The organism is Niabella sp. CPT15-335-S11 (genome assembly GCF_058792415.1).
This window is the reverse complement of record NZ_JBYTEI010000001.1, coordinates 997,789-1,012,107: the sequence shown is the minus strand read 5'-3', so window position 1 is coordinate 1,012,107 and position 14,319 is coordinate 997,789. Positions and strand designations below refer to the sequence as shown.

Sequence of the window (14,319 nt, the reverse complement as noted above, 5' to 3'; positions counted from 1 at the left end):
TGGTCAGGACAGTTTTAAATCACCGTTATCTTCTTTACTGATTTGCCCAATGTTATTGGTTTTTCTTTTTGATCGGCGGTACAGTCTTATCATTATAAAGCTGGTCAGCCACAAGGCAATGCCCGTAAGCAGAGCCAATGTGCAGGCTCCATAAATATATTGTTCAATATTGGCCCCGATCCTGTCAAGCGTCAAATGCCTGTTCATTGAGATATTCACCGATCGGTGACCCATCCAGGGTCTTCCCAGTTCATAGCTAAGAAAAATGATCAGTGGAATCATCGGCGGAAGGCTGATATTGGCAGCCAGTATAAACAATGCTTTGTTCAGCCGCATGATATGAGCTAGTGGGATCCCAACGATCAACTGGAAACCCCAGATCGGCAGGACGCCCATAAAGCCGCCGAAAGCAATGGAATTAACTTTGGTCAGGTCGCTCTCACCGGGATTGGACAGGAGTTTTCTGAGTTCTGCTTTCCAGTTCTTGTTTTTATAAAACCGGCGCACGAAATTCCGTGGCCAGATATAGAAAAAACAAATGGCGACCAGAACCGTATTGACCAGGCTGATCCGGCTGAAATCTCTCACCGGCCGGAAATGGCTGACTCTTTCGTCTGCCGGCGGGTAGTAAACGGACACGGGCACCGACACAACCGGTACCCCTGCCCAGGCCAGTCTGACGATCACCTCAATTTCAAATTCAAACCGCCGCGTGAAAAAGTTCATCTGGCTGATTGGAGTCAGGGGATATAACCGGTAGCCCGTTTGGGTGTCGGGCAGGACAATGCCGGTCTCAACTTTATACCAGAAATTGCTGAACCGGTTGCCGAAACTGCTCCGCCCCGGAACATTCTCCTGTTGCATATTTCTTGCGCCCATGATCAACGCCGGACCATACTCCTGCAGTTTCTCCAGGAATACCGGGATATCGCTGGCAAAATGCTGTCCATCCGCGTCGATCGTAATCGCGTACCTGAATCCCCATTCAAAAGCCTTTTTGAAACCATGGCGCAGCGCCGCCCCCTTCCCAAGATTTCGAGAATGCGTGATCACGCGGATTTCGCTTTGACCTGCCAGGAATTCAGAAGTCCCGTCATCTGATCCGTCATTCACCACAATTACATCGGGCGTATAATGCATGGCCCCGCTGACCACCGCTGGAAGCGTAGACACATTGTTGTAAGCGGGAATGATGACGCAGACGCTCATTTGCTCCATCATCCGGCTTATATCCGGGTTTTTTACAAGTGGTAGCGGTTTCACTGATCTTGGATAATAACGCGCCGCAAAATAAGCCAAAATACAAAGGCATTAAAAAGAAGTCAGCGGATTCTGGTTCAAATCTCCAAAGGCAACCATAAATAATCGCTAATCACCACCATCTCTCCTGTTGTTAAATCTCCGAGCGCAAAGATTGTGACCGGCAAAAGCTCAGTAAAATATTTCCTCTGGGGATATATAGACCATACATCAGATCAAAAAAATCCCCGCCTCTGTAAGCAAGAACGGGGAGCAGATAAGGTATTAATGTATTTAAATCAGAAGGTAAATCTTGCTGCAAGTCCAATTTCTCCTCCATAAACGGAAGGATATGCATTTGGCGCCGTCAGAAAGATCGTTGGTCGCAAATCGGCTGTGAGGTTAAGCGGGATATTCGCAAATTTGTAATCCACACCGCCTGTGGGGTAGATGCCAAAGCCAAAACCATCATAATCGGGATGACTGGATTTAGAGTTAAAAGCCACTGCGCCACCACCGATAAACCACTTCAAACCCGCTACCGGTCTGATGTTAAAATGATGTTGGTAGGTTCCAGCAAAACTAACCCCCGGCGCCCTGTCGCCAAAATACCGCCGATTACCCACACCCAGGTTCAATTCAATAGCTCCTGGTTCTGATACAAAAAACTTATAGGAAGCAGCAAATGCCGCATACTCTTCATGGGTACTAATTCGAGCACCGATTGCTTGTTTGTAAGAACTCTGCGCATTTACCAGTCCAAAAATGGACAGTAAAGCAACCACCAATGTCATTTTTTTCATCTCGTAATAAATTTACTCGTTCCATAGCAAAAAGCATACCACGTCAATGAAAACATTTCACAAATTATTCAAAATCAGCGAAATATATTTTTTTAGCAAACTTTTTACAACGGATGGCGTTATGTTTGCCGGTTGGATTTTTTCTATATTTGCACCTGTTGTCATGAAGTATCGTAGAGCCGCAATTATATTTTCGGGATTGATGTGTTGGATGTTAATATCTGCTTATGGGCAAACAGGCATCAACAGAGACGCGTTTTTTAGCGCGATGGCCGGAAATTCGGTGCCGGTCATGGAGCAGCAACTCAAAGCCCTGAAAAGTATTTCCACACAGGAGGGTGAAGCCTTTGAAGGAGCCATGCAAATGCGGCGTTCTGCCACTATCGCCGTTCCGGCTAAAAGACTTTCACTGTTCAGGCAGGGACATAAAAAACTGGAAACAGCCATCGGTCAAAGTCCGGAAAATGTTGAGTATCGCTTTCTGAGGCTGCTGGTGCAGGAGAATGCACCCCGATCCCTTGGGTACAATAAAAACATTCATGAAGACAGCCGGTTTATTAAAGATCACTACCGGTCGATGCCCGCGGTTACAAGGCAGCATGTCGCAGTTTACAGCAAGAAACCGGGCGCGCTACAGGGTCTGTTCTAAACATATTTTATATTATAAATATTTTCCATGGGCAAGAATATCTTAGCTGTCTATTTTTCACAGACGGGACAATTGAAACAGATTCTGGATCAGATTGTAGGCCCCCTGGCTGAGCGTGGACATCAGGTAGAACTCATGGAGGTGAGACCCGAAGATCCTTTCCCTTTTCCCTGGAGTTTGACAGATTTTTTTGATACCGTCCCAGATGCCGTGAAAGGCGTACCCACCCAGCTTCAGCCTTGGCGGACCCTCAGGGAGCAGTACGACCTGGTGGTGCTGGGCTGGCAACCCTGGCATCTTTCCCCCAGCATTCCTATCAGTTCGATTCTGCAGGATGAAAAATTTAAATTACTGATCAGAGATACACCGGTTGTTATGGTATCAGGATGCAGGAATATGTGGATCAATGCCATGGAGCGAAACAAAAAGTTACTGAAAGATGCCGGCGCCAGGCTGTCCGGTCACATCGCACTGGTTGACAGGAACCCGAATCACCTCAGTTATGTGACCATATTCCATTGGATGGGTACCGGCCGGAAAGATCGGAAATGGGGGATTTTTCCAAGACCTGGCGTGTCGGAAGCAGATATCCGGAATGCTGCTGATTTTGGCAAGATCATTGACAAACACCTGGTTGCCGGGACCTGGGATGAATTGCAGCCCGGACTGGTGGCCGTTAGAGCCGTGGAAGTGAAATACTCCCTAATGTTTATCGAGCGAAAGGCGGGTAAAATTTTCCGGAAATGGGTTGCCATCATAGATAAATTTCCAGGGCGAAAAAAGCAGATTTTGGTCGCTTACAAGTACTACCTGGCCATCGCTCTGCTGGTAGCTTCCCCGGTCATTTTATTTGTCGATTTTATTTTTTTTAGACCATTTTTGCAGAAACGCATAAAACAGCAAAAAGATTATTATTTAAGTGTTGCATTAAAATAGAGATATGTCAAGTAGTGAAGTTTTTATTATCCGTACTTCCCATTATTTTCCGAACAGTCCCGTGTCGAATGATGAAATGGAGGAGTATCTTGGGTATATAAATGGGAAGCCGTCCAAATCAAGAAGAATAGTTTTACGGAATAATGCGATTACCAACAGATATTATGCCCTTGAAAAAGGGGGTAAATCCACGCATACGAACGCGCAGTTAACCGCTGAGGCTGTTAAGGAATTGTTTAAAAATGATCCCGAAGGATTTAAACAAATCAACCTGCTTTCCTGTGGTACCTCCTCGCCCGACCAAATGATGCCTTCACATGCCTGCATGGTACACGGATGGTTGCCGGAACTGGGTTCGATTGAAGTGGTTTCGCCAAGCGGCGTCTGCTGCGCCGGGATGCACGCCCTGAAATACGCTTACATGAGCGTAAAGACCGGGGACGCCCAACAGGCAGTTTCTACCGGATCAGAACGATTTTCTGCTTCACTGGTGGCCAGTGAATTTGAGGACGAAGTCCACCGCCTTGAGGCGCTTGAAGCAAATCCGTATATCAGTTTTGATAAAGATTTTCTGCGCTGGATGCTCTCCGATGGCGCATCAGCATTCCTGCTAGCCAATAAACCTTCATCTGACGGTATCAGCCTCAGAATTGAATGGATGGAAGGAATTTCTTACGCAGATCACATGGAGGCTTGTATGTACATGGGTGCGGAAAAGCAGGCTGATGGCTCACTGACAAGTTTCCATGAATATGATCACCAGGAGCAGGGCAGCAAATCGGTGTTCAGCATTAAGCAGGACGTTAAACTCCTGAGCCCGAATATTGTTCCCCTTGGAGGAAAGATATTGCCTGAACTTTTTGAAAGAAGAGGCCTGAACCCCGATGATATCACTTATTACATGCCGCACATGAGCAGTAATTTTTTCAAAGACAAGATCTATGAGGAACACCTCAAATTGGGACATCACATTCCATACGAAAAATGGTTTGTGAATCTGAGCAAAGTAGGTAATGTGGGGGCAGCTTCGGTATATTTTATGGTTGATGAATTATTCAATAGCGGTAAACTAAAAAAAGGGGATAAGATATTTTTGCTGGTGCCCGAAAGTTCAAGGTTCAGTTATATGTATGCGTTATTGACAGCCGTATAATCTAATTCCGGTCAAATGAAAAAAGAAGAAACACCCCAGGATGATGGCGCACTCGGACGTATAGCCCGGGAGGTCAACTATGTGGTTGATCAGGATGGAAAATATTCCACGGCTCAAAGCACAGGATGGGATGTAAAAACGGAGGCCCTGAACATCGCATTGGAAGACGTGCAAAAAAAGGTGGACGAAGCCGCCAGGAAAGTGACCAGTGGGGAAGCCAGCCCTGTACTGTATTACATGGAAAAATCAATCATGAACCCGGCTATTCTTTCCGCTTACACCGGATTTTGGAAATGGTCCATCCGCCGTCATATGATTCCCTCGGTTTTTGAAAAACTGTCTGATCGGAAACTTCAAAAATATGCCACCGTATTTGGTATCAGTATTGATAAACTAAAGAATCCGTTTTGACATCCGGGCGCCCCCGTTAACCAGCGCGGAATTTGTCAGACTCAATCCATCAACCCCATCAACGCATGAAGAATAGTTTTAAGCATATGCAGGCGGCCCATTGTGAAAACGGGGTTACCACGGCTCTCTTACACCATTATGGAATTTCCAGGATAACCGAGCCGCTCGCCTTTGGGATCGGTTCGGGACTGTTCTACATTCAACTGCCGTTCCTGAAAATAAATGGCGGACCAGCCATTTCATTCCGGACGATGCCGGGGATGATTTTCAAGAGAACCTGCAAGTCGCTGGGCATTCCCGTAACCCGCAGGAAGTATATCAATCATAGGAAGGCGATGGCGGATCTGGACGCGAGACTTGATGCAGGCAAACCAACTGCCTGCCAGGTGGGCGTTTTCTACCTGACTTATTTTCCTGCCGAATACCGCTTTCACTTTAACGCGCATAACCTCATCGTAGTGGATAAGGAGGCTGATCAATACCTGATCAGCGATCCGGTGATGGAGAACCTTGTGACCATGAGCAGTTATGAACTGGAAAGGGTGCGGTTTGCTAAAGGGCCTTTTGCGCCTGCAGGACAGTTGTATTATCCGGGCGATGATTTGCGGGAACCCGACGATGATCAATTACGCAGGGCAATTGTGAGAGGTATCAAACTAAATTGCAGGGATATGCTTCAAATTCCGGGGAATTTTGGAGGAACCCGTGGCATAGCCTATACCGGCAGGCAGATAAAAAAATGGAAAAGCAAACTGGGAGATGCTAAGGCACGCAGCTATCTGGCCCAGCTTGTACGTATGCAGGAAGAAATCGGAACCGGAGGTGGGGGATTCAGATTTATTTATGGTGCTTTTCTGCAGGAGGCCCATGCCTTTCTGAAAGATGATGAATTATTCGATATCTCCAATCAATTTACACTAGCAGGTGATAAATGGCGCGAGGCAGCTATCCAGGCTGCGGGAATCTATAAGGGCAGGCTGCACACGCAGGCAGATTATGATCAGATGGGCGATCTGCTCATTGAGATATCCGCGCTCGAGACCAGGGCATTCCGGCAACTGAAGCAGCTCATTAGGAGACATTAGTATTTAGACGCTAGTAGCTAGATATTAGTATTTAGACGCTAGTATTTAGAATACCCTACCTAGCGTCTAGTATCTAGCGTCTAATATCTATTGTCTAACGTCTAATACCTAAAGTCTGGCTTCACCAGATCCGGATCCTGTCTTCCGGTTTCTTATATAATTTATCACCAGGCTGAACGTCAAAGGCAGTGTACCAGGCATCCATATTCACCGGCGCGCCAATGGTCCGGTACGGCCCTGGCGAATGCGGGTCGGTCAGGATCAACTGTGCGGCCGACTGCGGCAGTATATTTCCGCGCCATACCTGTGCCCAGGAAAGGAAGAACCGCTGATCTGGAGTAAACCCATCGATCTTTTCATTTCCCTGTCCCTGTTTGGTCATTTTAAAAGCTTCATAAGCAACATTCAATCCGCCCAGATCCCCGATATTCTCTCCAAGTGTGAGTTTTCCGTTCACGTGAATTGAATCCAGCACAGTGTAGCCATCGAACTGTTTGGCCAGCGCTGCCGCTTTAAGATCAAATTTTTTCCGGTCCTCATCGGTCCACCAGTTACGCAAAGTTCCGTCCGCATCATACTTGCTGCCGTTATCATCAAATCCATGCGACATTTCATGCCCTATTACGGCGCCAATGCCGCCATAGTTCACCGCATCGTCCGCGTTGGGGTCAAAGAACGGAAACTGCAGGATGCCTGCCGGGAATACGATCTCATTCAGCGTCGCGTTGTAATACGCATTAACTGTGGGCGGCGTCATTCCCCACCTGTCCCGGTCGACCGGCTTACCCAACCGGCTGATCATATCATTGTATTGCCAGGCGTCCGCATTTCTGAGGTTTTGGAAGAATGCAGCACGGTCTATCACCAGACCATCATAATTTTTCCATTTATCCGGATACCCCACTTTGGGCCTGAATGCAGCCAGTTTGGCCAAAGCCTTTACTTTAGTAGGCTCGCTCATCCAGTCGAGGTTCTGAATACGATGCGCAAAGGCTTTCCTGAGGTTTTCTACCAGTTCATTCATCCTTTCCCTGGCAGCCGGCTTAAAGTATTCTTTCACATATAGCTGACCAAGTAGTTCGCCTATATTCCCATCAGCCAGGCTGGAAATCCGCTGCCAGCGGGGTGTTTGAATGCGCTGACCGGTCAGCGCCTGGTTAAAGGCAAAATTGGCATCTACAAAATCCTTACTCAGATAGGGGGCCGCTCCCTTCAGGATATTCCATTTGAGATAAGCCTTCCAGTCCTTAACCGGGACAGTTTTCAGCATGACCGCTACTTCGGTAAAAAACTTTGGATTATTTACCAGCAGTGAATCCTCTCCTTCAATCCCGAGTGACTTAAGAATTTGGGGCCAGTTCAGACCAGGTGTGCTTTTCCCGAATTCTTTGACTGCAAATTTGTTATAGGTCTTGTAGGCATCCCTCATTTCCACGCGCGATAACTGTGCAGCCGCCAGTTGTTTTTCAATTTTTAGGATGGAAGCAGCGTTTTGCTCCGCATCCGCAGAGGGCGTGCCTACCAGCGTGAACAGCGTCGTGATATATTTTGTAAAAGCTTCCCTTACTTCAACAGAACGTTTATCATCATTCAGGTAATAATCCCTGTCGGGAAGCGAGGTCCCACCCTGTGAAAGCTGCGGGATCATCTTTTCCACATTTTTCCTGTCCTGACCCACGTAAAAACCATAAAGCGGGGAAGCGATTCCGTGACCGCGCAACCAGTTCATCTCCTGAAGTACTCCCTGAATATTCTGAATGTTTTTGATCTTGGCCAGATCAGCTTTTATAGGTGTATATCCCAATTTTTCAATGCCTGCGGAGTCCATTCCTGCTGCGTAAAAATCCCCCACCCTTTTTTCTACAGAGCCGGCCTGCGCCGAGTGGTCGGCCGCGGCCTTCTCCAGGATCGCCTTTACGGCATTGATATTAAAATCTCTTAAAACGTTAAAACTTCCCCAACGTGTCTCTTTAGCGGGAACAGGATTCTTTTTGATCCAGGTCCCGCTGGCATATTCGTAGAAATCGTTGCCAGGCTTAACGGAAAGATCCATATTTGCCGAATCGATGAATTTTGTGGGTCTCTCCTGAGCATATCCATTGAAAACGAGCAGAATAGTCAATAAGAATATCCCAGCACCCCGTATCCATTTCTTAAAGTCTGTCATTTTTAGTCATTTAAAATGGGGCTGAAATTAGTTATTTATTCCGGTTAAGACAATACCGTCTATCAATTTCCCCAAATGTGCCTCGTTTGCACCGTGCACAGTTCCGGGGATCTGATGCCGCCTTCCCGACTTTCAAATGCGGGCATTATTAAATATGTGCATAACCTTATACATTTTGGTGCATTCAGGTGCATAACTGTGCGTTTCAGTGAATAATTCTGTCTATAACAGGTGGGTATAAACAAGCCAAAATATTTGGAAACGGGGTTACAGATTGAGTATCTTCATGATGCAAAAGTGAAGCGCCCGAATAGTTTCGAAAGTTATTATGAAAGCGTTTCAACATGCGATACGCAGATTCTTTGAAAAATTGCAGTGTTCATTAAGAATTGTTCCTATCTGAGTCAGCAATGGCAACGACAGAAACAAGAATTGAAAAGCGTTGCAAGGGCTCAAAGTTGAAGCTAAACCCGGTTACTACCGGGACGCTGGAGCCGGGCCGGATGCAAGGTTTACCAAAGACTGGATTACTGAAGTGCAGCAATGTGCCGGGGTGTCTGGGACAAGATAAACTGCAGCATTCGACAAAGCCTCAGCGAAGTAGCAGAAGCCTTGCCCATTGTTCTGCTGATCTAAATTACGGAAGAGGGTGTAGCAATGCGCTTTTGACCCAAATGCAGGTTAGCCCTACAGTAACAATGCAGAAGCTATTAGTAAAAGAGCATCGGGTTAGTAAGTGAAAGTCCGGGAAACCGAACCTAAAACAAGACACGATGCTTTTTTTATGCCCTTTCGGGTCGTTCTCCGACCCAATTAATATTTCATATAAAGATTATACAGGACCTTCTTATCCCAGTCTGTCAACTTGGGTGAGGTGTCTGACTGAATGAAGTGCAGTTTAAATTTTTCGATCGCGGCAGACTGATTGCTGATATCATAGCCAATGACCCTCATAGCCAGGAGAGCATTAAAATCAGCAGGCGGCTCTTTCATATTTCCGGTATCATACCAGTATCCAAAACCGGCATCGGCCAGTCGCTTCCAGGGAAAGTACTTACTGGGGTCATTCTTCCTGGTAGGCGCAATATCAGAATGACCGATAAAATTGGATTGGGGAATGCCATATTCTTTTTTAAGAAAAGCAAGCAGGTTGATCAACGAGGCGATTTGCGCGTCAGAAAACGGTTCGTTCCCGTTATTATCAATTTCAATACCGACACTGCTTGAATTGACGTCGGTGTTACTGCCCCATTTTCCGGTACCTGCATGCCAGGCACGCATATAATCATTCAGCAATTGGTAAACGATCCCGTCGCGCCCTATGACGTAATGGGCGCTGGCCTGGACCCTGGAAATGGAAAAAGTATAAAGTGTCTGGTCGGCGCTGTTCTGAGCTGTATGATGAAGAATCACATAGTTTGGCTTCCTGAGATTAAAATTAGGCGTAGCGTACCATTGGGAAGCATTTACCGCCGGATTCTTCGGATTACTGGTACGCGTCATGATCTGCACCAGCGAGTCCGTCATTCGAAAATAGACCGGTTTCACAAACTTTTGCAGACTGTCGGCCCTTGCCCTATAAAACTGTGGTGTGAATCCTGCGGATGAAGGGGCTGCGTTATTCATCGCATTTTCTTCCTGGGCTTCCTGCGCGGTGGGTGCCGGAGTTTCGGGAGGACGTTGGACCTGGGGCCTATTCCTGTGAGGTGGCGCTTTGGCCGTTTCCCTGTGCGTCGGTTTACGTGCTTCCGGTTTCGGGTAGTTTCTCATTTCGCCCGCCGACATCCTTCTGTCGCCCGGCGCGTTGTGTCCCGCAGCCGGTGGCCGCGCAAGGACATTACTTTTTGTAGGCTGCCCGCCTGGCGCGCATCCTTGTAAAAGAAATAAAAACAATGCCAGTCTGGGTAATGCTTGTAGTATAAACCTCATCATGCTGATCTGCCGTTCTGATTAATGCTTTAAATAGTGCCGTTTCCAGAAATTAAAAGTAACGAAAACTAAATGAATACCGGGTGAATAGCGCAAAATTGTTATAGGCGGTACAATTTTTTATGATTTTATTAAAGCTGGGTATCTTTAATGCTGTAACAGGAAAAGTATCCGACAAACAACAAGACAAAAATATGAGCGTCAAATCAAAAATCGGAATGATCGGACTCGGAACGATGGGAAGAAATCTGAGTCTCCATATCGCAGATGAGGGCTTTGAGCTTTATGGCTACGACCCGGATGTCAATCAGCGAAACAGAATGTTACAGGAGGCAGGCCAGAGACCTTGTACCGTTACTGAAACTTCAGCAGACTTAATTCAAAAACTAGGGCATCCCTGTACCATTATCATGCTGGTTCCGGCTGGACATATTACAGATCTGGTCATCGATGAACTTACTCCCAACCTATCTCCGGGCGATATCCTGATCGATGGCGGCAACGCTCACTTTACCGATACTGAAAGACGATATAAGCAATTACAGCAAGTGGGCATCCACTTTGTTGGAATGGGTGTTTCGGGAGGTGAAGCAGGAGCCCGTAATGGTCCCAGCCTGATGCCGGGTGGTTCAAGGGAAAGTTACGCCAAACTGGAAGGAATGCTGAAAGCCATCGCTGCTAAGACGTCCGATGGTTCATCCTGCGTGGATTATATGGGAAATACCAGCGCGGGACATTATGTAAAAATGGTGCACAATGGCATCGAATACGCCCTGATGCAACTGATCAGTGAAGTTTATGGCCTCCTGAAAAACGCCGGATTCAGTAACGCCGAATTGTCCGAAGTTTTCGATGCCTGGAATCAGACAGAACTGGAATCTTTCCTGGTTGATATCACTTCGCAAATCTTCCTGCAAAAAGACGATCTGTCGGCACATGACCTCATTGATGTTATCCAGGATTGTGCTGCGCAAAAAGGAACCGGTTTGTGGACCTCGCAAAGTGGATTGGAATTACAAGTGCCCGTCCCCACGATTGATATATCCGTGAGCATGCGTTATTTGTCGACGCTGAAGGACGACAGGGTCCGCCTCGCTGCACTTTATGATCATCAGAAAGAGACGAAAACGACAGACAGGAAACAGCTGGTAGAAACTTGCAGGGAGGCATTGTACTTTGGATTTGTGATCGCCTACCTGCAGGGAACCGAATTGTTGCAGAAGGCTTCGCTTCAATATAACTATGAGATGAGTATTTACCAGGTGTTGAAGGTATGGCGTGCCGGTTGTATCATTCGCTCTGCATTGATCGGTGACTTCCTGGAAGCCTGGGATGAAAAGTCGGGAAAAATCGATATATTGGGTTCACCGGCATTTATTTCCTTGCTTCAGCAGAGAAGGGCGGAACTGGTAAAGTTCTTGAATGTTGCAATAGAAGCCGGATTGGCAGTGTCGGCCATAGGAAGCGCCCTCCATTATTTTGACGCCCGCGTTTCTGCCCGACTGCCAGCCAATCTGATACAGGCGCAGCGCGATTATTTTGGCGCGCACACTTACGAAAGGAACGATCGGAAAGGGATTTTTCATACAGTATGGAATAAAAATAATTAAAAATGAACGAAAAGAAATTACCCGCTAACATTGTGATCTTCGGGGGCCTTGGCGATCTTTCGTGGCGAAAGCTGATCCCCGCGTTTTACAATCTTTATATCAATGGTTATATGCCCGAGCAGTTTAAGATCCTCGCAGTGGACTATCACGGCATGACTGAGGCAGCCTATGACAAACATATGATGGAAGGAATTAATACTTTTTCCCGCAGCGGGAAAGTCACCCAGGCACACTGGTCCGAGTTCAGAAACCGCCTCGATTACTTTCAGGGTGATTTTAATGTACCGGATACTTTTCCCAGGCTGAAAGATGTGCTCGAAAAAAACGATGCTTCCTGGAAAGTTCGTGGTATTAGACTATTCTATTATGCTATCTCTCCAACTTTCATAGACACCGTCTCTCAGGGACTGGCCAGTTTTGAATTGGCCACAGATCTTGCAAAGGACCGGATCATTGTTGAAAAACCTTTCGGGACTGACCTCGATTCTGCCCGCGCTTTGAATCTCTCACTCAGCTCAAAGTTTAATGAACAGCAGATCTATCGGATCGATCATTACCTGGGCAAAGAAGTAGTGCAGAATATCCTGGCTTTCAGGTTTGCTAATACGATTTTTGAACCGCTGTGGAACCGGCAATACATCGAGCACATACAAATCTCTGTAGCAGAATCCGTGAGCGTGGGGACACGGGGAACTTATTATGACAAAAGTGGTGCGCTGCGCGATATGGTTCAGAATCACCTGATGCAGATCCTGACGATTATCGCTATGGAATGTCCCGGGAAATACGAGGCAGAACCCATCCGGAATGAAAAGGTCAAGGTGCTAGACAATGTCAGGCCATTCACGCCGTCCTTCATTGCTGAAAATGTAATCAGAGGTCAGTACGGTGCGGGAACGATAGATGGGAGGAAGCAAATTGCCTACCGTGATGAAGTGAACGTGGCCAGAGGATCCTACACTGAAACCTATGTGGCCATGAAATTATTTATTGATAACGGCAGGTGGAAAGACATACCTTTTTATTTAAGAACGGGCAAATGCCTGGCGAAGCAGTCGTCGCTGGTCGTAATTCAGTTTAAAGACTCGCCACACAAAATCTTCGAGGGTGATGTTACCCCGAACCGTTTAGTGATCAGCATACAACCTCAGCAGGAAATCTCGTTGCTGTTTGAAGGGAAAGTACCCGGAATGCATATGCACCTGAAACCTGTTGAAATGGATTTTACATACAGGAATTCATTTTCCGAACCATCGCCGGAAGCCTATGAAACGCTGCTGCTGGATGCCCTGGAGGGCGATGCCACACAATTTATGCGGGCAGATCAGGTAGAGGCGGCCTGGAAAGTAGTGATGCCAATCCTGAATGAATGGAGCAAATCGAACAAAGGATTACAAAAGTACGATGCCGGTAGCTGGGGTCCGGCGAGTGCCGACGCGTTACCAGCCTCAGACGGCGCCGCCTGGGTAACGCTGCCTGCCGACAACCTGAACCTGGCTAAATCAGTCACCGAAAAAATAAAAAGGTCCAATGGAAAAACCGCAAAAAGCAAGAAACGTAAAGCTGATCTGGCAGGATGATGAAGCCCTTTGCCGCGCAGCCGCCTATTATTTTGTAGAAATTTGCAACAGAGCAATTTCGGAAAAAGACAGGTTTTCTGTTGCTTTGTCGGGAGGTAACACACCCCGCCTGCTTTATAGCCTGCTCGCCTCGCGACCCTTCAGCCGGAATATCGACTGGAAAAAGGTTTTATTTTTTTGGGGCGACGAAAGATTTGTACCGCCGGATCATCCTGATAGTAATTACCGGATGGCGAGGGAAACGCTTTTGGACAAAGTGCCGGTTCCCCCGAAACATATTTTTCCCGTCCCTACTGTGGGTAAACCTGATAAATGCGCGAAGGAATACGAACGGACGGTTCGGAAAATACTCGGCAATAACCCGCGTTTCGATCTGACGCTACTGGGTATGGGAGAAGACGGTCATACTGCTTCCCTGTTCCCCGGCACTGCGATCCTTACTGAAAAGAAACGGCTTGTTAAAGAAGTGTGGGTTGCGTCAAAAGATACCTGGCGTATTAGTTTTTCCTACAGGCTGATCAACAACAGCAGGAAAATTCACTTCCTGGTTTCGGGCGCGGGAAAAGCGCCGGTCATTAAAAAAATATTTTCAGGCAAAAGCCAGAAAGCTCCCTATCCGGTTCAGCTAATCAGCACCAAAAAAGAAGCAAATCTTTGGTTGCTGGATGAAGCCGCGATGGGAATCGTCTAAAATCAATATTTTCATACTAATCTAAATTAGATAGACCTTTGCGTGTGAATTGCCAATGAAATATAT

Annotated in this window: 12 protein-coding genes; 8 read left to right on the top strand and 4 right to left on the bottom strand. The window is 46.9% G+C overall.

Translation table 11 applies throughout. The features are described 5' to 3' along the window. Positions 1-3: 3 nt before the first annotated feature. The gene (locus tag AC3WS5_RS04035; protein WP_492465949.1) at positions 4-1,263 is read right to left on the bottom strand and encodes a DUF2062 domain-containing protein; all 1,260 of its coding nucleotides are present in this window, start codon (positions 1,261-1,263) and stop codon (positions 4-6) included. Between the two features lie 275 nt (positions 1,264-1,538). After that, positions 1,539-2,042: a hypothetical protein gene (locus tag AC3WS5_RS04030; protein WP_492465948.1), complete on the bottom strand. Its 504-nt coding sequence runs from the start codon at positions 2,040-2,042 to the stop codon at positions 1,539-1,541. A 163-nt stretch (positions 2,043-2,205) separates the two neighbouring features. Here AC3WS5_RS04030 and AC3WS5_RS04025 point away from each other — a divergent pair, with 163 nt between their 5' ends. The 5 genes from AC3WS5_RS04025 to darH all read left to right on the top strand — a co-directional run bounded on the left by AC3WS5_RS04025 (position 2,206) and on the right by darH (position 6,276). Beyond that, a complete protein-coding gene (locus AC3WS5_RS04025) occupies positions 2,206-2,691 on the top strand; it encodes a hypothetical protein (RefSeq protein WP_492465947.1) in 486 nt (161 codons plus the stop codon). A gap of 27 nt (positions 2,692-2,718) precedes the next feature. Continuing rightward, entirely contained in the window at positions 2,719-3,627 is a 909-nt protein-coding gene (locus tag AC3WS5_RS04020; protein ID WP_492465946.1) for a hypothetical protein, read from the top strand. Positions 3,628-3,631: 4 nt separating this feature from the next. Further along, positions 3,632-4,780, top strand: a complete 1,149-nt coding sequence (gene darB, locus AC3WS5_RS04015) for a dialkylresorcinol biosynthesis protein DarB (protein WP_492465945.1) — start codon at positions 3,632-3,634, stop codon at positions 4,778-4,780. A gap of 15 nt (positions 4,781-4,795) precedes the next feature. Continuing rightward, complete coding sequence (gene DarG, locus AC3WS5_RS04010; RefSeq protein ID WP_492465944.1) at positions 4,796-5,191, top strand: flexirubin biosynthesis protein DarG; 396 nt, start codon at positions 4,796-4,798, stop codon at positions 5,189-5,191. Between the two features lie 65 nt (positions 5,192-5,256). Then, the gene (gene darH / locus AC3WS5_RS04005; RefSeq protein WP_492465943.1) at positions 5,257-6,276 is read left to right on the top strand and encodes a BtrH-related acyltransferase DarH; all 1,020 of its coding nucleotides are present in this window, start codon (positions 5,257-5,259) and stop codon (positions 6,274-6,276) included. Between the two features lie 121 nt (positions 6,277-6,397). Here the strand turns inward: darH and AC3WS5_RS04000 are convergent, their stop codons facing one another. Then, positions 6,398-8,443 (bottom strand): M13 family metallopeptidase, encoded by a 2,046-nt coding sequence (locus AC3WS5_RS04000; protein ID WP_492465942.1) that lies wholly within the window; start codon positions 8,441-8,443, stop codon positions 6,398-6,400. 813 nt (positions 8,444-9,256) lie between these two features. After that, positions 9,257-10,375 (bottom strand): N-acetylmuramoyl-L-alanine amidase, encoded by a 1,119-nt coding sequence (locus AC3WS5_RS03995; protein ID WP_492465941.1) that lies wholly within the window; start codon positions 10,373-10,375, stop codon positions 9,257-9,259. Between the two features lie 119 nt (positions 10,376-10,494). On the opposite strand from AC3WS5_RS03995, the gene gnd reads away from it, so the two are divergent. Genes gnd through pgl form a run of 3 tightly spaced genes read left to right on the top strand, consistent with a single transcriptional unit; the run spans position 10,495 to position 14,253 of the window. After that, positions 10,495-11,982 (top strand): NADP-dependent phosphogluconate dehydrogenase, encoded by a 1,488-nt coding sequence (gene gnd, locus AC3WS5_RS03990; RefSeq protein ID WP_492465940.1) that lies wholly within the window; start codon positions 10,495-10,497, stop codon positions 11,980-11,982. A gap of 2 nt (positions 11,983-11,984) precedes the next feature. Continuing rightward, positions 11,985-13,562 carry a glucose-6-phosphate dehydrogenase gene (gene zwf, locus AC3WS5_RS03985; protein ID WP_492465939.1) on the top strand — a complete coding sequence of 526 codons (1,578 nt, stop codon included), beginning with the start codon at positions 11,985-11,987 and terminating at the stop codon, positions 13,560-13,562. Continuing rightward, positions 13,513-14,253: a 6-phosphogluconolactonase gene (gene pgl / locus AC3WS5_RS03980; protein ID WP_492465938.1), complete on the top strand. Its 741-nt coding sequence runs from the start codon at positions 13,513-13,515 to the stop codon at positions 14,251-14,253. Before zwf ends, pgl begins: the two co-directional genes overlap by 50 nt. Positions 14,254-14,319 lie beyond the last annotated feature (66 nt).

What these genes read in the sequence shown, in the direction of transcription:
- DarG (WP_492465944.1), top strand. Translation starts at nt 4,796, where the DNA reads ATGAAAAAAGAAGAAACACCCCAGGATGATGGCGCACTCGGACGTATA.
- AC3WS5_RS04020 (WP_492465946.1), top strand. Translation starts at nt 2,719, where the DNA reads ATGGGCAAGAATATCTTAGCTGTCTATTTTTCACAGACGGGACAATTG.
- zwf (WP_492465939.1), top strand. Translation starts at nt 11,985, where the DNA reads ATGAACGAAAAGAAATTACCCGCTAACATTGTGATCTTCGGGGGCCTT.
- darH (WP_492465943.1), top strand. Translation starts at nt 5,257, where the DNA reads ATGAAGAATAGTTTTAAGCATATGCAGGCGGCCCATTGTGAAAACGGG.
- darB (WP_492465945.1), top strand. Translation starts at nt 3,632, where the DNA reads ATGTCAAGTAGTGAAGTTTTTATTATCCGTACTTCCCATTATTTTCCG.
- AC3WS5_RS04030 (WP_492465948.1), bottom strand. Translation starts at nt 2,042, where the DNA reads ATGAAAAAAATGACATTGGTGGTTGCTTTACTGTCCATTTTTGGACTG.
- AC3WS5_RS04025 (WP_492465947.1), top strand. Translation starts at nt 2,206, where the DNA reads ATGAAGTATCGTAGAGCCGCAATTATATTTTCGGGATTGATGTGTTGG.
- pgl (WP_492465938.1), top strand. Translation starts at nt 13,513, where the DNA reads ATGGAAAAACCGCAAAAAGCAAGAAACGTAAAGCTGATCTGGCAGGAT.
- gnd (WP_492465940.1), top strand. Translation starts at nt 10,495, where the DNA reads ATGATTTTATTAAAGCTGGGTATCTTTAATGCTGTAACAGGAAAAGTA.
- AC3WS5_RS04000 (WP_492465942.1), bottom strand. Translation starts at nt 8,443, where the DNA reads ATGACAGACTTTAAGAAATGGATACGGGGTGCTGGGATATTCTTATTG.
- AC3WS5_RS03995 (WP_492465941.1), bottom strand. Translation starts at nt 10,375, where the DNA reads ATGATGAGGTTTATACTACAAGCATTACCCAGACTGGCATTGTTTTTA.